At 76.3% G+C, this 21,055-nt stretch carries 20 protein-coding genes; 14 read left to right on the top strand and 6 right to left on the bottom strand.

Annotated elements, in window-relative coordinates:
• Positions 1-31: 31 nt before the first annotated feature.
• Entirely contained in the window at positions 32-1,738 is a 1,707-nt protein-coding gene (locus BM165_RS13860) for a glycoside hydrolase family 13 protein (protein WP_075014107.1), read from the top strand.
• A 78-nt stretch (positions 1,739-1,816) separates the two neighbouring features.
• Here BM165_RS13860 and BM165_RS13855 read toward each other — a convergent pair whose 3' ends face one another.
• Positions 1,817-3,094 (bottom strand): MFS transporter, encoded by a 1,278-nt coding sequence (locus BM165_RS13855; protein WP_083427340.1) that lies wholly within the window; start codon positions 3,092-3,094, stop codon positions 1,817-1,819.
• 125 nt (positions 3,095-3,219) lie between these two features.
• Here BM165_RS13855 and BM165_RS13850 point away from each other — a divergent pair, with 125 nt between their 5' ends.
• Positions 3,220-4,461, top strand: coding sequence for an MFS transporter (locus tag BM165_RS13850; protein WP_208976740.1), 1,242 nt, complete (start codon positions 3,220-3,222; stop codon positions 4,459-4,461).
• A gap of 14 nt (positions 4,462-4,475) precedes the next feature.
• On the opposite strand, the gene BM165_RS13845 is transcribed toward BM165_RS13850, so the two are convergent.
• Both BM165_RS13845 and BM165_RS13840 read right to left on the bottom strand, forming a co-directional pair.
• Positions 4,476-4,958, bottom strand: a complete 483-nt coding sequence (locus BM165_RS13845) for a hypothetical protein (protein ID WP_075014105.1) — start codon at positions 4,956-4,958, stop codon at positions 4,476-4,478.
• A 173-nt stretch (positions 4,959-5,131) separates the two neighbouring features.
• On the bottom strand, positions 5,132-6,388 hold the full coding sequence (locus BM165_RS13840) for an acyl-CoA dehydrogenase family protein (RefSeq protein ID WP_075014104.1): 1,257 nt from the start codon (positions 6,386-6,388) through the stop codon (positions 5,132-5,134).
• A gap of 151 nt (positions 6,389-6,539) precedes the next feature.
• Here BM165_RS13840 and BM165_RS13835 point away from each other — a divergent pair, with 151 nt between their 5' ends.
• Genes BM165_RS13835 through BM165_RS13825 form a run of 3 tightly spaced genes read left to right on the top strand, consistent with a single transcriptional unit; the run spans position 6,540 to position 8,367 of the window.
• Positions 6,540-7,340: a DeoR/GlpR family DNA-binding transcription regulator gene (locus BM165_RS13835; RefSeq protein WP_075014243.1), complete on the top strand. Its 801-nt coding sequence runs from the start codon at positions 6,540-6,542 to the stop codon at positions 7,338-7,340.
• Positions 7,337-7,708 carry a DUF4406 domain-containing protein gene (locus tag BM165_RS13830; protein ID WP_083427339.1) on the top strand — a complete coding sequence of 124 codons (372 nt, stop codon included), beginning with the start codon at positions 7,337-7,339 and terminating at the stop codon, positions 7,706-7,708. The genes BM165_RS13835 and BM165_RS13830 overlap by 4 nt, the downstream gene beginning before the upstream one ends.
• Positions 7,705-8,367 (top strand): NUDIX domain-containing protein, encoded by a 663-nt coding sequence (locus BM165_RS13825; protein ID WP_075014102.1) that lies wholly within the window; start codon positions 7,705-7,707, stop codon positions 8,365-8,367. Before BM165_RS13830 ends, BM165_RS13825 begins: the two co-directional genes overlap by 4 nt.
• Here BM165_RS13825 and BM165_RS13820 read toward each other — a convergent pair.
• Positions 8,364-10,337, bottom strand: a complete 1,974-nt coding sequence (locus BM165_RS13820) for an acetoacetate--CoA ligase (RefSeq protein WP_244274223.1) — start codon at positions 10,335-10,337, stop codon at positions 8,364-8,366. The two genes, BM165_RS13825 and BM165_RS13820, sit on opposite strands and share 4 nt — an antisense overlap.
• Positions 10,338-10,506: 169 nt before the next feature.
• Here BM165_RS13820 and BM165_RS24780 point away from each other — a divergent pair, with 169 nt between their 5' ends.
• The 8 genes from BM165_RS24780 (at position 10,507) to BM165_RS13780 (ending at position 17,883) form a co-directional block, all read left to right on the top strand.
• The gene (locus tag BM165_RS24780; RefSeq protein ID WP_075014100.1) at positions 10,507-11,454 is read left to right on the top strand and encodes a hypothetical protein; all 948 of its coding nucleotides are present in this window, start codon (positions 10,507-10,509) and stop codon (positions 11,452-11,454) included.
• 93 nt (positions 11,455-11,547) lie between these two features.
• On the top strand, positions 11,548-12,705 hold the full coding sequence (locus BM165_RS13810; protein WP_075014099.1) for a hypothetical protein: 1,158 nt from the start codon (positions 11,548-11,550) through the stop codon (positions 12,703-12,705).
• Positions 12,706-12,791: 86 nt separating this feature from the next.
• A complete protein-coding gene (locus BM165_RS13805) occupies positions 12,792-13,190 on the top strand; it encodes a DUF2237 family protein (protein ID WP_075014098.1) in 399 nt (132 codons plus the stop codon).
• Positions 13,191-13,250: 60 nt separating this feature from the next.
• Complete coding sequence (locus BM165_RS13800) at positions 13,251-13,745, top strand: glutathione peroxidase (protein ID WP_075014097.1); 495 nt, start codon at positions 13,251-13,253, stop codon at positions 13,743-13,745.
• Between the two features lie 311 nt (positions 13,746-14,056).
• On the top strand, positions 14,057-14,773 hold the full coding sequence (locus BM165_RS13795; protein WP_075014096.1) for a mycothiol-dependent nitroreductase Rv2466c family protein: 717 nt from the start codon (positions 14,057-14,059) through the stop codon (positions 14,771-14,773).
• A 71-nt stretch (positions 14,774-14,844) separates the two neighbouring features.
• Positions 14,845-15,927: a FecCD family ABC transporter permease gene (locus BM165_RS13790; protein ID WP_075014095.1), complete on the top strand. Its 1,083-nt coding sequence runs from the start codon at positions 14,845-14,847 to the stop codon at positions 15,925-15,927.
• A 10-nt stretch (positions 15,928-15,937) separates the two neighbouring features.
• The gene (locus BM165_RS13785) at positions 15,938-17,044 is read left to right on the top strand and encodes a FecCD family ABC transporter permease (protein WP_075014094.1); all 1,107 of its coding nucleotides are present in this window, start codon (positions 15,938-15,940) and stop codon (positions 17,042-17,044) included.
• Positions 17,041-17,883 (top strand): ABC transporter ATP-binding protein, encoded by an 843-nt coding sequence (locus tag BM165_RS13780; RefSeq protein WP_075014093.1) that lies wholly within the window; start codon positions 17,041-17,043, stop codon positions 17,881-17,883. Before BM165_RS13785 ends, BM165_RS13780 begins: the two co-directional genes overlap by 4 nt.
• 113 nt (positions 17,884-17,996) lie before the next feature.
• On the opposite strand, the gene BM165_RS13775 is transcribed toward BM165_RS13780, so the two are convergent.
• On the bottom strand, positions 17,997-18,944 hold the full coding sequence (locus BM165_RS13775; protein ID WP_075014092.1) for a siderophore-interacting protein: 948 nt from the start codon (positions 18,942-18,944) through the stop codon (positions 17,997-17,999).
• Positions 18,945-19,055: 111 nt separating this feature from the next.
• Between BM165_RS13775 and BM165_RS13770 the strand changes: the two genes are divergently transcribed.
• Positions 19,056-20,057, top strand: a complete 1,002-nt coding sequence (locus BM165_RS13770) for an ABC transporter substrate-binding protein (protein WP_208976739.1) — start codon at positions 19,056-19,058, stop codon at positions 20,055-20,057.
• Here BM165_RS13770 and BM165_RS13765 read toward each other — a convergent pair whose 3' ends face one another.
• Positions 20,058-21,026: an EamA family transporter gene (locus BM165_RS13765; protein WP_075014091.1), complete on the bottom strand. Its 969-nt coding sequence runs from the start codon at positions 21,024-21,026 to the stop codon at positions 20,058-20,060.
• Between the last annotated feature and the right edge of the window lie 29 nt (positions 21,027-21,055).

Below are 21,055 nucleotides of genomic sequence, written 5' to 3'. Positions count from 1 at the left end.
GGGGCGCCGCCGGACGTGCTGGGGTGATCCGGTGCCCGAGCAGCCCCCGTGGTGGACCCGCGCCGTCGTCTACCAGGTCTACCCGCGGTCGTTCCAGGACTCCGACGGCGACGGCGTCGGCGACCTCGGCGGGGTGCTGCAGCGCATCGACCACCTGGCCGACCTCGGCGTCGACGTCGTCTGGCTGTCGCCGGTGTACCCGTCACCGCAGGCCGACAACGGCTACGACATCAGCGACTACCGGGGCGTGGACCCGCTCTTCGGCACCCTGGAGCAGCTCGACGAGCTCGTGGCCGCGCTGCACGCGCGGGGGATGAAGCTGGTCATGGACCTGGTCGTGAACCACACCAGCGACGAGCACCCGTGGTTCGTGGAGTCCCGGTCGTCGAGGGACTCCCCCCGGCGCGACTGGTACTGGTGGCGGCCGCCGCGGGAGGGGATGGCGGCGGGACAGCCCGGCGCCGAGCCGACCAACTGGCACTCGCACTTCTCCGGCTCGACGTGGCAGTACGACGAGGCCAGCGGCGAGTACTACCTGCACCTGTTCGCGTGGAAGCAGCCCGACCTCAACTGGGAGAACCCCGAGGTCCGGCAGGCGGTGTACGCGATGATGCGGTGGTGGCTCGACCGCGGGGTCGACGGCTTCCGCATGGACGTCATCAACATGATCAGCAAGGACGTCGCCCCGGACGGCTCGCTGCAGGACGGCCCGCCGCTGCCCGGCCTCCCCTACGGCGACGGGACGCCGTACTTCTCCAACGGCCCCCGCATCCACGAGTACCTGCAGGAGATGCACCGCGAGGTGTTCGAGGAGCGCCGGGACAACCTGCTGCTGGTCGGGGAGATGCCCGGCGTGACGCCCGAGCAGGCGCGCCTCTACACCGACCCGGCGCGGGCCGAGGTGGACATGGTGTTCCAGTTCGAGCACGTGCAGCTGGACCTCGACGGCGACAAGTGGCACCCCCGGCCGCTGCGGATGCGCGACCTCAAGGCGTCCTTCGGCCGCTGGCAGGCCGGGCTCGCCGACGTCGGCTGGAACAGCCTCTACTGGGACAACCACGACCAGCCGCGGGCGGTGTCGCGCTTCGGTGACGACTCCCCCCGGTACCGGCGGGACTCCGCCACCTGCCTGGCCACGCTGCTGCACCTGCACCGCGGGACGCCCTACGTCTACCAGGGCGAGGAGATCGGGATGGCCAACTTCCCGTTCGCTGCCCTCGAGCAGTTCCGCGACGTCGAGTCGCTCAACCACCACGTGCAGGCGGTCGCGCATGGCGCCGACCCCGGCGAGGTGCTCACCGTGATGCGCCGGATGAGCAGGGACAACGCCCGCACGCCGGTGCAGTGGGATGCCTCCCCCAACGCCGGGTTCACCACCGGGACGCCGTGGATCGCGGTCAACCCCGACCACACGGAGTGGAACGCCGACGCGCAGCGGGAGGACCCGGCATCGGTGCTGGCCCACCACCGGCGGCTGATCGCGCTGCGGCACGAGGACCCGGTGGTCGCGCTGGGCGACTTCGCCATGCTGCTGCCCCAGCACGACGAGGTCTACGCCTTCACCCGCAGCCTCGACGGCGACACGCTGCTCGTCGTCTGCAACCTCGGCGGCAGCCCACAGCCGCTGGGCGACCTGCTGCCCGAGGCGGTGTCCGCGGAGGTCGTCCTCGGCAACCTGCCCGAGGACGACCCCGCGGTGCTCAGGCCCTGGGAGGCGCGAGTCCTGCGCCTGCCGTAGACGAAGGACCCCGTCCTCCCCACCCCTCGCACGCTCGGGGCGGGACCCGGGACGGGGCCGAGGAGCGGGGCGGACTGCTCATGCGACCGGCTCCCTGAGCACCGGCTCCTCCTCGGGCAGGTCGAGCGGGTTCGCGATCTCGTCGGCCCGCAGCCGCCAGGCGAGGATCGCGACGACGGCGAGCACCGTGGGCACCAGCCCGGCGAGCAGGAAGGTGCCGGTCAGCCCGACCACGCCGCTCACCGGCCCGGCCAGCGCCATCGACAGCGGCATGAAGGCCAGCGAGACGAAGAAGTCGAGGCTGGAGACCCGGCCCAGCAGCGCCGGGGGCACCCGCCGCTGCAGCAGCGTGCCCCAGATGACGGTGGCCGACTCGAACGCCGCCCCCAGCACCGCGGCGGCCGCGACCATCAGCCACAGCGACGACGTCCAGCCGAAGACGACCAGCGGGACGCACCCGGTGCCCCACAGCAGGATCATCACCGTCAGGTAGCGCCGCGGCAGCCGCAGCGAGGCGACGACGGCCGACCCGGCCGCACCGCCGAGCCCGAACGCGGCCAGCACCAGCGCGTGCTGCGACGGGCCGCCGCCGGCCTGGTCGCGGATGGCGAAGGGCACGAGCACCTCGAAGGGCCCGATCACCACGAGCACCATCAGCGAGGCGAACAGCAGGGTGGCCAGCAGCCACGGCGTGCGGACCATGTAGGCCACGCCCTCGCGGACGTCGGCGAACAGGCCGGCGCCGATGTCCTCGCGGCGCACCGGCAGCGTCGGCAGCGCGGCCACGCAGGCGGCCGCGGCGGCGGAGGTCAGCGCCGTCGCGAGCAGAGCGGCACCCGGCGAGAACGCGCCGACCAGCAGGCCGCCGGCCGCGGGCCCCGCCGCCATCGCCAGCGCGGGGCGGACGACGCCCTCCAGGCCGTTGGCCGCCAGCAGGTCCGACGGCGGCACCACGCCGGGGACCAGCGCGGAGTAGGCCGGATAGTAGAGCCCGGTGGCCACCCCGCCGGCGAGCGAGGCGGCGGCCAGCGGCCCGAGCGCCAGCGTGCCGGTCAGGGAGAGGACGGCGACCAGTCCGACCGCCGCCGTCTGCAGGAGCGCGACGCCGAGCAGGATCCGCCGCTGCGGCACCCGGTCGGCCAGGGCGCCGCCGAGCAGGGTGCTGGCCAGCATGCCGCCGGCCGACAGGGCCGTGGCCAGCGACAGCGCGCCCGGGCCACCGCCCAGCGCGACGACCTGCCACACCAGCGCGACGGTCCACAGCCCCTGGGCGAGCAGCGACAGGGCCATCGAGGCGGCCAGCAGCCGGTAGGAGCGGTGCCGCAGGGGCGCGAGCGCGCGCGGCAGGCCGGCCATCGGGGTCCTCCTCGGGGGACGGCGCCCGGTCCGGGCGCCGTCCCCCATGCTCGCCCACGGCACCGACGGGGGCAGCCGGTTATCGCCGAGAGCGCAGGAACGGTCCGCGGGTACGGTCCCCGGCCGTGGCACGGGTGGTCGAGGCGGTGTTCCCGGCCCGCATGGGAACCCCGTTCCGCTGGCTGGTCGGGTCCTCCTGGGCGAGCGACCTCGGCGACGGCCTGGCGGTCGCCGCCGGGCCGCTGCTGGTCGCGTCGCAGACGTCCGACCCGGTCCTGGTCGCGCTCGCCGGCCTCCTGCAGCGCCTGCCCTGGCTGCTGTTCGGCCTGCACGCCGGCGTGCTCGCCGACCGCCTCGACCGCCGCCGCGTCGTGGTCGCGGTCGACGTCGTCCGCGCGTGCGTGCTCGCCGTCCTGGTCGGCGCGCTGCTCACCGGCGCGGTGAGCGTCCCCGTCGTCCTGGGAACGGTGTTCCTGCTCGGGACCGCCGAGGTCTTCGCCGACACCACCAGCGCGACGCTGCTGCCGATGGTGGTGCCGCGCGCGGACCTCGGCGTCGGCAACGCCCGGCTGATGGCCGGCCGCATCACCATGAACCAGCTGGTCGGGCCGGCGGTGGGCGCCGTGCTCTTCGCGATCGGCACGGCCTGGCCGTTCGCCGTCCAGGCCGTGTGCCTGCTGCTCGCCGCCCTGCTCGTCTCGCGGATGGTGGTGCCGCCGCTGCCGGCCCCGGAGGGCCCGCGGCACGTGCGGCGCGACATCGCCGAGGGCTTCCGGTGGACGTGGGGCAACCCCGCCGTCCGGACGCTGACCCTCACGATCGTCACCTTCAACGTCACCTGGGGCGCCGCGTGGTCGGTCCTCGTCCTCTACGCCGCCGAGCGCCTCGGGCTCGGGCCGGTCGGCTTCGGCCTGCTCAGCACGGTGGGCGCCCTCGGCGGGATCGTCGGGACGGCGGGCTACGACCGGCTGGAGCGGCTCGTGAGCCTGGCGTGGATCATGCGGGTGGGCCTGGTGATCGAGACGCTGACCCACCTGGGCCTGGCGCTCACCACGACCCCCTGGGTCGCCATGACCATCGTGTTCGTCTTCGGGGCCCACGCGTTCGTCTGGGGGACGACGTCGCGCACCGTCCGCATGCGCGCGGTGCCCGCCTCCCTGCAGGGCCGGGTGGGCAGCCTCTACTCGATCGGCGTCTTCGGCGGCATCGTCGCGGGCCAGGCCCTCGGCGGGGTGATCGCGCGGATCTGGGGCGTCACCGGCCCGTTCTGGTTCGCCTTCGTCGGCTCGGCGGTCATCCTCGCCCTCATCTGGCGGGAGCTCGCGCACATCGCCCACGCCGACGACGCCGCGGTGCGGGCCGGCTGAGGCCGCCGCGGGGGTCAGGCGAGGTCGGCTCCCGGGGCGAGGACGAGCCGGAAGCCGCCGTCGACCGGCTCCACCTGCCAGAAGACGCCGCCGAGGGTGCCGGAGACCGCCGGCCGGCCGAGGCCCGTGAGGCTGCGCCGGGCCTCGGGGGCGCTCGACCCGTAGTACGCCAGGACCTCCTCGGCGGGGAGGTCGGAGGCGTAGTTCGCGTACTCCTGGCCGCCGTCGGCCGCCCTGCCGGTCTCGCAGAGGACCGACCCGGCCGGGGCGTCCGGGAAGCCGGCGGGGACGGAGTCGAGGTCGGCGACGTCGGCGGTCCCCACGGCCAGCGGGAAGGGCGCGGTGCACTCCTCGGGCACGTCGGCCCCGAGCGCGTCGCCGGCGCCCGCGGCGGCCAGGTCGTCGGCCTCGCGCGCGCCGCAGGCGGACAGCAGCAGGGTGGCGCCGAGCAGCACGCCGGCGAGGGCGCGGCGCGCGGTCGGGTCGGTAGGGCGCACGGGTCTCCTCGGGGCGTCGTCCGGCCCCGGGGTGACCGCCCGGGACCGGCCCGCGCCGCCGCGCGGGAGGCGGTCGGCGGCGGGCCGGCCGGGAAGGTAGCGGAACGCCTGCGTGCCGTCACCGGTCCCGTGTGCGGCCCACCCCGCCGTCCCCCGGACGGGTGTGCCCCCTTTCAGGTCAGCGGCGACCGGGGGAGCAGGCGGTCGCTGACGATGCGCTTCTGGATCTCGCTGGTGCCCTCGAAGATCGTGGTCAGCCGGGCGTCGCGCCAGTGCCGCTCGACCTGCCGCTCGGTGGTGTAGCCGTTGCCGCCGTGCAGCTGCATGGCCTGGTTGGTCACCCGCACCGCCATCTCGGTGGCCTCGAGCTTGACCATCGAGGCCTCCTTGTCGCAGCGCACGCCGAGGTCCACCAGGTGCGCCACCTGCCGGTAGAAGGCGCGGGCCTGCTCGATCTGCGCGGCCATCTCGGCGACGGCGAACCGCAGGGCCTGGAAGTCGGCGATCGGGTGGCCGAACTGCTCGCGCTCCTGCAGGTAGACGATCGAGTCCTCCAGCGCGGCGCGGGCCAGGCCGACGGCGCGCGCGGCGGTGTGCACCCGCGCGGTGTCGAGGAAGCGCTGCGCCTGCAGGAAGCCGGCGCGCTCGGCGGCCGCGCCGTCGGCGTCGCTCGCCGCCGCCTCGTCGACGACGTTGCCCCGGGGGATGCGGACGCCGTCGAAGACGAGGTCCCAGGTGAGGAAGCCGTGGTAACCGATCTTGTCGATCGGGGTGCCGGTGAGCCCGGGCGGGAAGGAGCCGCGCTCCTTCTCCAGCAGCAGGTTCACCAGGCCGCGGGAGCGCGACTCCCCCGGCGCGGGGTCGCGCTCGCGCACGAGCACCTGGATGAAGTCGGCGGCCTCGGCGTTGCCGCACCAGCGCTTGTGGCCCGTGACGACCCACTCGTCGCCGTCGGGCACCGCGCGGGTGGTGACGCCGGCGAGGTCGGAGCCGGCGTCGGGCTCCGACAGCGCGATCGCGCCGATCCACTCGCCCCGGGCGCTGCGGCGCAGCAGCTCCGCGCGCCGCGCCGGGTCGGCCACCGCCGTCCCCAGTCCCTGTGCGCGCGCCAGGATGCTGGCGCTGCTCATCCAGGCGCGGGCCAGCTCCTCGGAGACCGTGCAGTACTCGAAGACGCCCAGGCCCATCCCGCCGTGCTCGGCCGGGACGGTGATGCCGAACCAGCCCAGCTCGGCCATCCGCCGCAGCAGCGACTCCGGCAGCAGACCCTTCTGCGGGTCGAGCTCGTTCGCGACCGGCAGCACCTCCTCGAGGGCGAACCGGCGGGCCCGCTCCTGCAGCGCCTCCCGCTCGGGGGTGTGCCAGGGCGGCAGCAGCACCGGCGGCGCCGGCTCGAGCAGCCGGGCGGGGCGGTCCTGGGTCGACGTCATCGTCGGGTGCCTCTCGTCCGCGGGCGGGGTCCCCGCCCACTTTGCGCGCCACGACCCGGCCGCGCTCCGCACGGCCGCGGCAGCGTGACGAACCGCACGCACATCTCACAATCACTTCACAGATCTCACATACTGGTGTTAGGTGGGTGCCGTGGCCGTCCCCGACCGACTCGACGTCACCCTGCGGCTGGTGCGCAACGCCGGCCGGGTGTCGCTCGCCGACCTCGCCGCCCGGCTCGGCGTCTCGGAGATGACCGTGCGCCGCGACCTCGACGCGCTGCAGGGCCGCGGGCTGGTCGAGCGCGTGCGCGGCGGGGCGGTCGCCGTCGCCGAGCCGGAGAGCGCGGCCGGGTTCACCGCCCGGGCCGGCTGGCAGGCCGGCCTCAAGGACCGCATCGGCCGGGCCGCGGCCGCGCTGGTGGAGCCGGGCGCCACGGTGCTGCTCGACGCCGGCACGACGACGGTGGCCGTGGCCCGCGCCCTCGCCGACCGCGCCGCCGCCGGGGAGGGCCCGTTCACCGTCGCCGCCGTCAGCCTGCCCGTGGCCGGGGCGCTGGCCGACCGGCCCGGCGTCCGGCTGCTGGTCGCCGGCGGCGAGGTGCGGCCGGGCGAGGGCAGCCTGGCCGGGCCGCTGACCGCCGCGGTGCTGCGGCAGCTCACCGTCGACCTGTTCGTCATGTCGATCGGGGCCGCCGACGCCCGGGCCGGCTGGTCGGAGTTCACCCTCGAGGACGCCGCGGTCAAGCAGGTCGGCCTCGAGCAGGCGCGCAGCAGCCTGGTGGTCGCCGACGCCTCGAAGCTCGGCGTGCGCGCGTTCGCCTCGGTCGCGCCGCTGTCCGCCGTCGGGCGCCTGGTCACCGACGCCGGCGCCCGCGACCCGCACCTCACCCCTGCGGCGCAGGACACCCTCGCCGCGCTCGACGACGCCGACGTGGAGGTCGTGCTCGCATGAGTCAGCCCCTGATGATCCTGGTCGCCGGCCCCTACCGCGGGGGCACCGGCGACGACCCGCAGAAGATCGCGGCCAACCACCGCGCCATCCAGCTCGCCTGCCTCGAGCTCTTCCGCGCCGGCCACCTCGCCGTCAACGGGGAGGACCTGGCGCTGCCGCTCGCGGCGCTCGCCGGGTCCACCCGGGTCGGCGACGCGGCGTTCGACGAGGTGTTCCACCCGATGGGCCGGCGGCTGGTCGCTCGCGTCGACGCCGTCCTGCGGCTGCCCGGCGCCTCGGCCGGGTCCGACGAGATGGTGGCGCTCGCGCGGGCGCGCGGCGCGGCGGTCTACACGAGCGTCGACCAGGTGCCGGCGGTGACCTCGTGACCGGCGTCCTGGGTGTGGACCTGCCCGACGCGCGGGGCCGGACCGGGCTGGACCTGGTGGGTCGCGACCTGACCGGCAACCCCGACGTCGTGGTCCGCGACGTCGAGGTGCTCTCCAGCTCCTGGTACGTCAACCGGCGGACGACGTTCGCCCGGCGCGGGCGCGACGGCGTCTGGCGCACCGAGCAGCGCGAGACCCACGACCGCGGCAACGGCGCCACGGTGCTGCTGTACGACACCGCGCGCCGCACGGTGCTGCTCACCCGCCAGTTCCGCTTCCCGGCCTACGTCAACGGCTCCCCCGACGGGATGCTCGTCGAGACCGCGGCCGGGCTGCTCGACGAGCAGGACGCCGAGGCCGCGGTCCGCCGGGAGGCCGAGGAGGAGCTCGGCGTCGTCGTCGGGGCGCTCACCCGGCTGCCGGACCTCTTCATGAGCCCCGGGTCGGTGACCGAGCGGCTGGCCTTCTTCGCCGGCCCGTACTCCCCCGCCGACCGGGTGTCGGCCGGGGGCGGGCTCGCCGAGGAGGGCGAGGACATCGAGGTGCTCGAGCTGCCGTTCGAGGAGGCGCTGGCCATGGTGGACGACGGCCGGATCGCCGACGCCAAGACCGTCCTGCTCCTCCAGTGGGCGGCGCTGCGCGGGCCGTTCCGGGCCTAGCGGACCCCGCGCTCCCGGGCGAGGGCGACGTAGTGCTCGACCAGTGACGCGTCGTCGACGGCCCCGGGGTTGACCGCCTTCTCGGGCGGAACGCCCTGGAACAGCCGCTTGAGCGGCACCTCCAGCCGCTTGCCGGTGCGGGTGTGCGGCACGCCGGGCGCCACGAGGATCTCGTCGGGCACGTGCCGCGGGCTGGCCGAGCTGCGGATGGCGGCGCGGATGCGGTCGGCGAGCTCGTCGGTGAGCTCCGCGCCGGGCACCAGCTGCACGAACAGCGGCATCCAGTAGCCGCCGTCGCGCTGCTCGACGCCGAGGACGACGCAGTCGGCGACCTCGGGGAAGCTCTCGACGGCGGCGTAGATGTCGGCGGTGCCCATGCGCACGCCGCCGCGGTTGAGGGTGGAGTCCGAGCGCCCGGTGATGACGCAGGTGCCGCGCTCGGTGACCTCCATCCAGTCGCCGTGCCGCCACACCCCCGGCCACGGGTCGTAGTAGGCCTCGCGGTAGCGGGTGCCGTCGGGGTCGTTCCAGAAGTACAGCGGCATCGAGGGCATCGGCTCGGTGATCACCAGCTCCCCCAGCTCGCCGACCACCGGGGTGCCGTCCTCGCCCCACGCCGCCGCGGCGACGCCGAGCATCGGCCGCTGCAGCTCCCCGGCGGTCACCGGGAGCAGCAGCGTGCTGCCGATGAAGCCGGTGGCGACGTCGGTGCCGCCCGACGCCGAGCTGAGGAAGACGTCGGGCCGCACGGCGTCGTACACCCAGGCGTAGGCCGAGGCCGGCAGGGGAGAGCCGGTCGAGCCGATCGTGCGCAGCGCCGAGAGGTCGTGCGTCTCCCCCGGCCGGATGCCGGCCTTCTCGCAGGCGATGAGGTAGCCGGCGCTGGTACCGAGGTAGGTGATGCCGGTGCGCGCGGCGAGGGCGAACTGCGCGTCGACCGAGGGGTACGCCGGGGCGCCGTCGTGGACCACCACGGTGGCGCCGCGCAGCAGCGCCGAGGTGGCGATGTTCCACATGATCCAGGCGGTCGAGGCGTACCAGTAGAAGCGGTCGCCCGGGCCGACGTCGCCGTGCAGGCCCAGCTGCTTGTGCTGCTCGAGGACCACCCCGCCGTGCCCGTGCACGATCCCCTTGGGCAGCCCGGTGGTGCCCGACGAGTAGACGATCCACAGCGGGTGGTCGAACGGCAGCGTCTCGAACTCCGGCTCCCGGGGCCCGGCGACGGCGTCGGCCCAGGCCAGCGCGCCGTCGAGCACCTCACCGGGGAACAGGCGGGGAACGGCGACCGTCGTCCGCACGGTCGGCAGGGCGGCGCGCAGCTCGGCGACGACGTCACGCCGGTCGTGGGCCCGCCCGTTGAACCGGTACCCGTCGACGGCGACGAGCACGGTCGGCTCGATCTGGGCGAAGCGGTCGAGGACGGCGCGGGTGCCGAAGTCGGGAGCGCAGGAGGACCACACCGCGCCGATGGCGGCGGCCCCGAGGAAGGCGACGACGGCCTCGGGGACGTTGGGGAGGTAGCCGGCCACGCGGTCGCCGCGCCGCACGCCGAGCCGACGCAGTGTGGCGGCGAACGCGCCGACCTGCCTGCGCAGGTCGGCCCAGGGGATCTCGACCGGCTCGGCGTCCTCGGCCACGGCGACGAGCGCCGGGTGCTCGTCCGTGGCGTGCCGCAGCGCCTGCTCGGCGTAGTTGACGCTCGTGCCCGGGAACCACTCGGCGCCGGGCATCCCGCGCCGGGTGAGCACCCGCTCGTCGGGGACACCGGGGAGCACGCCGGACCACGCGGCGACGTCGGCCCAGAACTGGTCGAGGTGCTCGACCGACCAGCGCCAGATCGCGTCGTAGTCGGTGGGGTCGAGGTCGAGCCCGCGCCGGGCGGCCACCTCGCGGGCGAACCCCGCCAGCCGGGTCGCGCGGGCGGACTCCGGCGTCGGCTGCCAGAGGACGGCGGGAGTGTCGTCGGTCACGCGGGGACTCTGCCACCGGGGTGCCCCCATCGGGGGGCCGGGGCGGTCGACGACGGACCGGCCCGTGACGCGGGGTCACCGGCGGTCCCCCGTCCGGGGACTGTCGCTTCCGGTGACCGTCAGTTGCACTCGGCGTGCACAGCGTCACAGCGGACGCCGGGGAGGTGCGATGGCCGAGCAGAGCGTGCAGGTGCGCCGTCGTACCCGCCTGTCCCGGTGGGGCGGTCGTGCGCTGGTCCTGGCCGGCATCGGCGCCGGGGTGTGGCTGGCCGGCCAGGCCCCCGCCTCCGCCGACGAGCCCCCGCCCGGCTCGCTGCTCGGGTCCGTCACCGCCCCGGTGGGAGAGGTCCTGCAGCGGGCGACCGCCCCGCTCGAACCGGTCCTCACCCCCGCCGTCGAGGCGGCGGCCCCGGTCACCGAGCCGCTGCGCGAGGTCACCACCCCGGTGCTCGAGCCGGTCGGCGAGGCCCCGGCACCGGTCGGCGAGGCCCTGGCACCGGTCGGCGAGGCCCTGGCGCCCGTCGGTGGGGTGCTGGCCCCGGTCCGGGAGGTGCTCGCTCCGGTCACCGACGCGCTGGAGCCCGTGCTGCCCGCCGTGCCCGAGGTCGTGGACCCCGTCGTGCGGCCCGTTCCCGACGTCCTCCCCCCGGCCCCCCCGGTCGTCGACCCCGTCGTGCCGGCTCCGCCGGTCGACGGCGACGCGACGCCCGGCGCCCCCTCGCCTGCCGGCGCGGCGCTCGAGCCCTCCGTCCCGGCGGCCCCGGGCGCCGCGACCCCGCTCCCGGGGCCGCCGGTCGCCACGTCCGCCGCCACGTCCGCCGGCACGTCCGCCGCCATCGGCGCCGTCGTGGGCGAGCCGGTCGCCGCGTCCGCCGCCGACGTGCCCGCGGGGCCGCTGCCGGCCGCGCCGGCCGGCCCCGCGGTGCCCGTGGCCCCGGCTCCTCCGGCACCGGCGGTCACCGCGGCACCGGGCAGCGGCACCGACCGCGACCAGCCCTCCGCCGACCTCGCGGGGGCCGTCCCCGCCGCCCTCCTCGCGGCGGCCGGTGCGGCCTCCGCCGGTGCCCGCGACGCCGCGGCCGCCGATCCGGTCGACCCCGCCACCTCCCCCGACTGAGTGCCGCGCCGCCGGCTCCCCCGCCGGCCGAGCGCACGACCCCCGCCGTCCCGTCCGGGACCGGGGCTCACAGCACCCAGTCAGGAGATCCCCATGACCACCTGGGCCACCCGCGCCCTGCGCGTGGCGTTGCTGACCGGCGGCCTCGTGGCCGTCGGGACCGGTGTCGCCGCCGCGTCCGACCACCCGGCCGACGACCTCGACGTGACCGTGCCGGTCACCGTCACCGACAACGCACTGGCCGTCCTCGGCGACGCCCCGGCCGACGTCGGCCTCGAGCTGCCCGCGCTCTCGGCGGACCTCAGCGTCGACCTCGGCCCGGCCACCGTCTCGGTGCCGGTGACCGTCGCCGGGAACGACGCCGCCGTCGCGGGCGGAGGTGTGAGCCAGCCGCCCACCTCGCCCGCTCCCGGCCCGTCCACTCCCCCGCCGTCGTCTCCCGGACCGTCCACGCCCGCGCCGTCCGAGCCGGCCGACGTCGCCGTCCCGGTGACCGTGTCAGGCAACGCGGTCGGCGTCCTCGGGGACGCGGAGGCCACCGGCACCGCGCCCACCGCGCCGGCGGGTGCGGTCACGGTGCCGGTCACCGTGTGCGGCAACGGTGTGGGCCTGCTGGGCGACGCGACCGGCGGCTGCACGGCGCCGGCCACCCCCGCCACCGGCGGCACCGACGGCGGCCTCGACGTCGACGTCCCGGTCACCGTCTGCGGCAACGGTGTGGGCCTGCTCGGCGACGCGACCGGCGGCTGCACGGCGCCGGCCACCCCCGCCACCGGCGGCACCGACGGCGGCCTCGACGTCGACGTCCCGGTCACCGTCTGCGGCAACGGTGTCGGCCTGCTCGGCGACGCCACGGGTGGCTGCGCGCCCCCGACCGGACCCACCGGCCCGCAGCAGCCGACCGAACCGCAGCAGCCCGGGACGCCGGCGCAGCCCGGCACCCCGATGCAGCCCGGGACGCCGGTGCGGCCCCGCACCGGTGCGCAGCCCGGCGGCGGGCACCACGGCGGCGGGCTGCCGGCGGGCCGTCCGGGCCCGGTGACGGCGGCGGACACCGGTCACGGCCGGACGGCGTCCGTGGTCCGGCACCTCACCGGCGCCGACGGCACCGGCGGGAGCGCCGGCTCCGGCGGCTCCCGGCTGGCCTACACCGGCGCGGACGTGGGCGCGGTCCTGGGCGTGGGGCTGCTGACCCTGCTCCTCGGCACCGGCCTGGCCCTGGCCTCGCGCCGTCCGGGCCGCATGCGTTGAGGATCCCGCGCGGGCCCGGCCGGCCGTACCGCCGGCCGGGCCCGCGCACGGGCGCGCCGACGCCGTCGCTCTGCGACGATCCGGGGGTGACCGAGCCGGGCGAGCGCAACGTGCTGGGTGGCGAGCTGCAGCCGTGCGGCACCGAACCGGTGACCGGCTTCTTCCGCGACGGGTCCTGCCGCACCGGTCCGGACGACCTCGGCAGCCACACCGTGTGCGCAGTCGTGTCGGAGGAGTTCCTCGCCGTGCAGCGTCAGCTCGGCAACGACCTCACCACCCCGCGGCCGGAGTACGGGTTCCCGGGCCTGCGGCCGGGCGACCGCTGGTGCGTCGTGGCGGTGCGCTGGCTGCAGGCCTACCGCGCCGGGGCGGCGGCGGGTGTCGTGCTGGCGGCCACCCACGCCCGGACGCTGGACGTCGTGCCGCTGGAGGCGCTGCGCCAGCACGCCGTCGACGTCCCCGACGACATCAGCAGCCTCGAGTGAGGGGATGATCGAGGCCGGCGTCCGCCGGCAGCGGGCGCCCCACCGCACCGAGGAGCACCCGTGACCGACCTGCTCGACCTGCCCGTGGCGACCCTGCAGGGCGAGGACACCACCCTCGGCGCACTGACCGGCGGCCGGCCGGCGCTGCTGGTCAACGTGGCCAGCCGCTGCGGCCTCACCCCGCAGTACACCCAGCTCGAGGAGCTGCAGCGGGAGTACGGCCCGCGCGGGTTCACCGTCGTCGGGGTGCCGTGCAACCAGTTCGCCGGGCAGGAGCCGGGCACCGCCGAGCAGATCGCCGGCTTCTGCTCGGCCACCTACGGCGTCACCTTCCCGCTCACCGAGAAGCTGGAGGTCAACGGCGACGGCGCGCACCCGGTGTACCGGCAGCTGACGGCGACGCCGGACGTGACCGGGGAGGCCGGTCCGGTGCAGTGGAACTTCGAGAAGTTCCTGCTCGACGGCGACGGCTCTGTCGTGGCGCGGTTCCGGCCCACCACCGACCCGGGTGCCCCCGAGGTGCGCACCGCGATCGAGGCGCTCCTCCCCCGCTGACGCCACTCCTCGACTCGCGGGTGGTCGAGGGCTCCTGCGGTGTCCCGCACGCTCCTGCGGTGCCGCACCACCGCGAGACCGCGGAGGGCACCGCGAGAGCCGGTACTGCCCGGGTTCCCGCGCAACCGCCCGCTGCAGCACGGGCAACGCGCGGGGGGAGCACCGGCGACCCGATGCCGACGGAGCGACGCCGCTCCTGGAGTGCTCCTCGTGCTGCCGGGGTGCTGCAGGACCCCGGGAGCACGAGCAGGACCCCGGGAGCGACGGCGCACCGCCTCGCCGGGCGGCCGCGACGGGGCCAGCATGGAGCCGTGGCCGATCTGCACTTCTACCTCGACCCCGTCTGCCCGTTCGCCTGGCTGACCAGCCGGTGGGTGCGCACGGTCGCCGCGCAGCGGGAGTACGACGTCGACTGGCGGTTCGTCTCGTTGCGGCTGCTCAACGCGCACGTCGACTACGCCACGCACTTCCCGCCCGAGTACGAGGAGGGCCACACCGCCGGCCTGCGGCTGCTGCGGGTGTGTGCCCGGACCCGCGAGGAGCACGGGCGGTCGGCGGTCGGCGTCCTCTACGAGCACCTCGGCCACCGGGTGTTCGACACCGAGCCCGACCGGCCGGACAGCGCCGCCGAGCGCGGCACGCGCGGCTACCTCGAGCCCGTCCTCGACCGCGCGGGGCTGCCCCGCGACCTCGCGTCGGCGCTGGACGACGACCGGTGGGACGCCGTCGTGCAGGCCGAGACCGACGAGGCGCTCGCGCTGACCGGCCGCGACGTCGGGACGCCGATCCTGCACTTCGAGCCCCCGGACGGCGTCGCGTTCTTCGGCCCCGTGATCAGCCGGCTGCCCGCCGAGGACCGCGCCGTCGAGCTGTGGGACCACGTCGTCGGGCTGGCGCGCTTCCCCGGCTTCGCCGAGCTCAAGCGGAGCCTGCGCGAGCGGCCGCAGCTGGTCGCGGCCGGTGTGGACCCCGGCGAGGTCGGCGTGCAGGAGGACTGGCACCAGGGCAGCCGCCGGCAGAAGAGGTGAGCGGACTGTCGGCCCTCCCGCAGGCCGACTAAGGTGAGCCTCACCTAGCCCCTGCCGCCCGGAGTCCGCCGGTGTCCCTCCCCAGCGCCACCCGCGCCCCCGCGGCGACCCCGGGGACGCCCGCGGCGCCGACGGCGGCCGGCGCGCGGACGGCGCGGACCCGGCGCCGCACGCTCGGGCTGCTGGCCCTCCTCGTGCTGGTGGTCGCCGCGTGCGCCGCGAGCATCGCCGTCGGCACCCGCCCGCTGGGCCTGGGCACCGTGTGGGACGCGCTCACCGACCGCTCGCTGCGCACCGAGGAGGCGGTGATCGTCTGGGACCTGCGGGTCCCGCGGACGGCGCTGGGCCTGCTGGTCGGCGCGGCGCTCGGGGTCTCCGGCGCGCTCATGCAGGGTCACACCCGCAACCCGCTGGGCGACCCCGGGCTCCTCGGCGTCACGGCCGGGGCCTCGTTCGCCGTCGTCCTGGCGATCACGCTGTTCGGCGTCGGGACGCCGGCGGGCTACGTCTGGTTCGCCTTCGCCGGCGCGCTGGCCGGCACCGTCGCGGTCTTCGTGCTCGGCTCGGCCGGGCGGGGCGGGGCCACGCCGGTCACCCTCGCGCTGGCCGGCTCGGCGCTCACCGCGCTGCTGTTCGCGCTGGTCCGCGCGATGCTGGTCACCGACTCCGACTCCCTCGACGCCTTCCGGTTCTGGGTGGTCGGCGCGCTCGCCGGGCGGGGGGCCGACGTCGCCTGGCAGGTGGCTCCGTTCATCGCCGCCGGCCTGGTGCTCGCGCTGCTCAACGCGCCGGCGCTGGACCTGCTCGGCATGGGCGAGGACGTCGCCCGGGGCCTGGGCCAGCGGGTGTGGCTGGCCCGCGTGGTCGGGCTGGCCGCCACCACCCTGCTGGCCGGCGCGGCCACCGCGGCCTGCGGGCCCATCGCCTTCGTGGGTCTGGTGGTCCCGCACGTGGTCCGGGCGTTCACCGGGCCCTCGCACCGGTGGCTGGTGCCCTGCTCGGGCCTGCTCGGTGCGGTGCTGCTGCTGTCCGCCGACGTCCTCGGCCGGGTGGTCGCGCGGCCGGGCGAGCTGCAGGTGGGCATCGTGCTCGCCCTCGTCGGCAGCCCGTTCTTCGTGGCGCTGGTCCGCCGGCGGAGGACGACGACGCTGTGAGGACCGCACCGTGACCGCCACCGTCGACACCCTCCGCGGGACGACGCCGCCCGAGCCCGGCGGGCGCCCGGCCGGCCGCGCCGTCACCGTCCGGGTCGGCCGGGTGTCGGCGCGGTTCCGCTGGCGCTCGGTCGTCGTCCCGGTGGTGGCGCTCGTCGTCGTCGTGCTGCTCGCGGCGGTCAGCCTCGGTCGCGGCGACTACCCCCTCGGCGTCGCCGACGTGCTGCGCACGCTGGCCGGCGCCGGCGAGGTGAGCCAGCGGTTCGTCGTGCTCGAGCTGCGCGCCCCGCGGACGCTGGTCGGGGTGCTCGTGGGGCTGGCGTTCGGCCTGGCCGGGGCGCTGTTCCAGACCTTCGCCCGCAACCCGCTGGCCTCCCCCGACGTCCTCGGCATCACCCAGGGGGCCTCGGTCGGGGCGGTCGCGGCGATCGTGCTCAGCGGCGGCTCGGCCGGTGCGCTGCTGGGTGGGCTGGGCGTGCCGCTGGCCGCGCTGCTGGGTGCGCTGGTCGCCGGCGCCCTGCTGTTCGCCCTCGCCTGGCGCGCCGGGCTCGACGGCTTCCGCCTGGTGCTCGTCGGCATCGCGCTGTGGACCAGCGGCAACGCCCTCACCGACTACCTGCTCACCCGCGCGCAGATCTACGACGCCGCGGCCGCCTACGTGTGGATCACCGGCTCGCTCAACGCCCGCACCTGGGACCAGGCCGCGCAGCTGGGGATCTCACTGCTCGTCCTCGTGCCGCTCGCGCTGGCCGCCGGCCGCGTCCTGGGCGTCCTGCAGTTCGGCGACGACACCGCGCGCGGCCTGGGGGTCCGGCTGGCCTCCGCGCAGGCGGCCGTGGTCGTCGTCGCGGTCCTGCTGGTGGCGGCGGCGGTGGCCGCGGCCGGGCCGATCGCCTTCGTCGCCCTGATCGTCCCGCAGATCGCCGTCCGGCTGACCGGCGGCTGGCGGCCGCCCCTGCTCGCGTCGGGCCTGCTCGGCGCGGCGCTGGTCACCGTCGCCGACCTGCTCACCCGCACCGTCCTGCCCGAGGCGCTCCCGGTCGGCATCCTCACCGCCGCCATCGGCGCGCCCTACCTGCTCTGGCTGCTCGTCCGCGGGAGGCGGACCACCGCATGACCACCTCCACCTCCGAGGCGCCCGTGCACCTGCCCGCTCCGCCCGCGCCCCCGGTCCGCCTGGCCGCGGAGGACCTGCGGCTGGCCTACGACGACCGCGTCGTCGTCGACGGCCTGGACCTCGCCCTCACGGACGGCTCGTTCACCGCGATCGTCGGCCCCAACGGCTGCGGCAAGTCCACGCTGCTGCGCGCCCTGGGCCGGCTGCTGCGCCCGGCGGCCGGCCGGGTGCTGCTCGACGGCCGCTCGATCGCCCGGACGCCGACCCGCGATGTCGCCCGCGTGCTGGGCCTGCTGCCCCAGACGCCCGTGGCGCCGGCCGGCCTGACCGTGGCCGACCTGGTGGCCCGCGGCCGGCACCCGCACCAGAGCTGGCTGCGGCAGTGGTCGCGCGAGGACGAGGCCGTGGTGGCCGAGGCGCTGACCTGGACCGACATGGCCGACCTCGGTGACCGGCCGGTCGACGAGCTCTCCGGCGGGCAGCGGCAGCGGGCCTGGATCTCCATGGCGCTGGCGCAGGAGACCGACCTCATCCTGCTCGACGAGCCGACGACCTACCTCGACCTGTCGCACCAGATCGACGTCCTGGAGCTGGTGGCGCGGCTGCACACCGAGCGGGGGCGCACGGTCGTCGTCGTGCTGCACGACCTCAACCTCGCCGCCCGCTACGCCCAGCGGCTGGTGGCCATGCGCGACGGCGCCCTGGTGGCCTCCGGCACGCCGCACGAGGTGCTCACCGAGCAGCTGCTCGCCGACGTCTTCGACCTCGAGGCCCGCGTGGTGCCCGACCCGGTGGCCGGCACCCCGATGGTCGTCCCCGTCCGCCGCCTGCACCGCTGACGCCCGCGCTCCATGCCCGGGGATCAGGTGACCTGATCCCCGGGCGTCCTCCCGCACGTCCCACCGTGAGGGAGGACGCCCGACGATCAGGGACCCTGATCGTCGGGGGCGCGTCAGGACTCCGCGCGGCCCTCGCGCCAGTAGCCCATGAAGGCCACCGAGCGCCGGTCGACGCCGAGGTCGGCGACCAGGTGCCGGCGCAGCCGCTTGACCACCCCGGCCTCACCGGCCAGCCACGCGTAGCAGCCGGCGCCCGCCGCCGGGTCCTCGGGGACCTCCCACAGCGGCTCGGCGTCGAGGTCGACGTCCTCGGGGACGGCGGCCGGCGCGGCGGCGACCCCGAGTTCGACCAGCGCCGCGTGGACGGCGGGGACGAGCAGCTCACCGCGCGGCCGGTCGGCCCGGGCGAGCCAGCGCACGCTCACGCCCTCGGGCAGCCGCAGGTCCTGCACGTCGCCGGCCTGCGGCACCTCCAGCACGGCGACGGCGCGCCGCCCGGCCGGCAGGGACTCCAGGATCGCGCCCACAGCGGGCAGCGCGGTCTCGTCGCCGGCCAGGAGCAGGCACGAGGCGGTCACCGGCGGGGCCCACTCCACGCCCCAGGCACGCCCGCGGCCTGGCCGGTCGGGGCCCATGAGCACCACCGGGTCGCCGACGACGGCCTGCGCGGCCCAGGTGGCGGCGGGGCCGGCGTGCCCGTCGTCGACGCCGTGCAGCACGACGTCGAGGTCGACCTCCGCCAGCTCCGGCCGGGCCGCCCGCACGGTGTAGGTGCGCAGCACCGGCCGGCGCTCCTCGGACAACGCGCAGAGCGCCGGATACCACTCGGCGCCGGCGGCCCGCAGCTCGGCGAACGCGGAGGGGTCGGGCGCGAGGACGAGCTTGACCCGCTGGTCGTCCCCGGCGACGCCGAAGTCCCCCAGACGGGGGCCGGTGAGGGTGATCCGCCGCATCGAGGGGCCGAGCGCCTGCACCCGGGCGACGACGGTCTCGAAGAACAGCCACTGCGGGGCCAGTACCGCGGGCGGGGCCTCAGTCGTCGTGACTGCGGTCGTCGTCACTGCGGTCTCCGCTCTGCCGGTCGGACGGCCCGTGCCGCACCGCGAGTAAGGCAAGGCTAACCTCCTCCCGCTCGCAGGGGGAACCCCCGCCCCGATCGACGAGGAGACCCCGTGTCCCGACCCCCGCGCCTGCTCGGCGCCTCCCTCACGCTGGTGGCGCTGCTGGCCGGAAGCGCGTGCGCCGGATCCGACGACGAGGCCGCGGCCGCAGGCGGCGACACGGGCTGGTCCTTCACCGACGACCTCGGCACCACCGTGGCGCTCAACGCGCAGCCGGAGCGGGTCGCCGGGCTCAACGACGTCGTGTCGTCGCTGTGGAACCACGGCATCGAGCCGGTGGCCACCTTCGGCCAGACCTCGGCCGCCGACGACGTCCAGTTCGAGGGGCGCGATCTCTCCGGCGTCGAGATCGTCGGCGAGAGCTACGGCGCGATCGACCTCGAGGCGCTGGCCGCCGCCGACCCCGACGTCATCGTCACCAGCGTCTACCCGGTCGACTCCGAGGGGACGCCGGACGAGACGCAGCCGCTGTACGGCTTCGAGTCCGTCGAGCAGCAGGAACAGGTCGCGCAGATCGCGCCGGTCGTCGTCATCGCCTGGCGCGGGTCGGCCGCCGAGGTCATCGAGCGCACCGCCGAACTGGCGGCCGCCCTCGGTGCGGACATGGAGGGTGCGGCGGTCAGCGCCGCGCGGCAGGACTACGAGGACGCCTCCGCGGCGCTCACCGAGGCCGCCTCCTCCGGCGTCACGGTCCTGCCCGTGGCCGGCTACCCCGACGAGGGCCTCTACATGGCCAAGGCCCCCGACGACCCGTCCCTGCACCTCTACGCCGACCTCGGCGTGCAGTTCGTCGACCCGGGCGGCGACGGGTACTTCTGGCAGACCGCGAGCTGGGAGGCCGTGCCGCAGTACTCGAGCGACGTCCTGCTGTACTCGCTGCGCGGGGCGATGACGCCGGAGGAGATGTCGGCCCAGCCCACCTACCGGCTGCTGCCCGCCGTGCAGGCGGGGCAGGTGCACCCGTGGGAGTACGTCGGCATGGACCACGTCGCCCAGGCCCGCTACATGGAGCGGCTGGCCGGCTGGCTGGGCGAGGCCGAGAAGGTCGCGTGACTACGCGGGCGCCGGCGCCTCGGCGACGGGCGCCGGCGCCGGCCGGACCGCGGCGCGCGCGGTCTGGGCCAGCGCGATGCCGGTCAACACGACGAGGCCGCCGGCGACCTGCCAGCTGGTGAGCACCTGCTCCAGCCACAGCCACGCGACGACGGAGGCGAACACCGGCTCCACCGTGGCCACCAGCCCGGCGGTGGTGGGCGGCAGGTGCCGCAGGGCGGCGATGGACAGCCAGAACGGCGCGATCGCCCCGAGGACGACGATCCACAGCACCAGCACCCACAGCGGCAGCTCCACCGCGCCGAGCGAGACCGGCACCGGCGTCCCGAGCACGGCCGGGTCGAACGAGGCGGTGAACGGCGCGACGACGGCCCAGAACAGCGCCGCGGCCACGAAGCTCCAGCAGGTCAGCGCCACCGGGTCGCGGTCGGCGGTGCCGCGCTCGCCCAGCAGGTAGTAGGTCGCCAGGCAGACCGCCGCGGCCAGGCCCGCGCCGACGCCGACCAGGTCCAGCGAGCCGCCGCCCTGCCACACCTGCGCGACCAGCACCAGGCCACCCAGGGACAGCGCCAGCGCCGCCCACAGCCGGCGGCGCACCTCCTCGCGGCGCACCACCCGGACCCACAGGGCGATCCAGACCGGGGCGGTCATCTCGAAGACCAGTGCGATGCCGACCGGCAGCCGACCGATGGCCACGTAGTAGAGGAACTGGGTCAGGGCGACACCGACCACGCCGAACGCGGCGAGCAGGGGCACGTCGGACCAGCTCAGCCGCAGCCGCCGCGGTGCCACCAGCGCCAGCGCGGCGAGCAGCCCGACGGCCGCCCCGCCGCAGCGCATGGCGGTGAGCCAGGTGGGCGGGACCCCGGCCTGCAGGGCCAGCGTGGACACCGTGCCGTTGACGGCGAACAGCCCCGCCGCGGCCAGGGTGGTCAGGTAGCCGACGGCGGGGCGGCGTTCGCGCGTCACGACGACGACTGTAGCGGTCGTAGCGATCG

Origin of the sequence: Geodermatophilus obscurus (assembly GCF_900115395.1) — a bacterium.
Classification (GTDB): Bacteria; Actinomycetota; Actinomycetes; order Mycobacteriales; family Geodermatophilaceae; genus Geodermatophilus; species Geodermatophilus obscurus_B.
The sequence above is the reverse complement of the archived record's forward strand: the minus strand, read 5'-3'. Positions and strand labels throughout refer to the sequence as shown.

Excerpts from the sequence above, each read along its gene's own strand:
- BM165_RS13855 (WP_083427340.1), bottom strand. The coding sequence starts at position 3,094 with ATGGCCGGCCTGCCGCGCGCGCTCGCGCCCCTGCGGCACCGCTCCTAC.
- BM165_RS13840 (WP_075014104.1), bottom strand. The coding sequence starts at position 6,388 with ATGACGTCGACCCAGGACCGCCCCGCCCGGCTGCTCGAGCCGGCGCCG.
- BM165_RS13780 (WP_075014093.1), top strand. The coding sequence starts at position 17,041 with ATGACCACCTCCACCTCCGAGGCGCCCGTGCACCTGCCCGCTCCGCCC.
- BM165_RS24780 (WP_075014100.1), top strand. The coding sequence starts at position 10,507 with ATGGCCGAGCAGAGCGTGCAGGTGCGCCGTCGTACCCGCCTGTCCCGG.
- BM165_RS13810 (WP_075014099.1), top strand. The coding sequence starts at position 11,548 with ATGACCACCTGGGCCACCCGCGCCCTGCGCGTGGCGTTGCTGACCGGC.
- BM165_RS13830 (WP_083427339.1), top strand. The coding sequence starts at position 7,337 with ATGAGTCAGCCCCTGATGATCCTGGTCGCCGGCCCCTACCGCGGGGGC.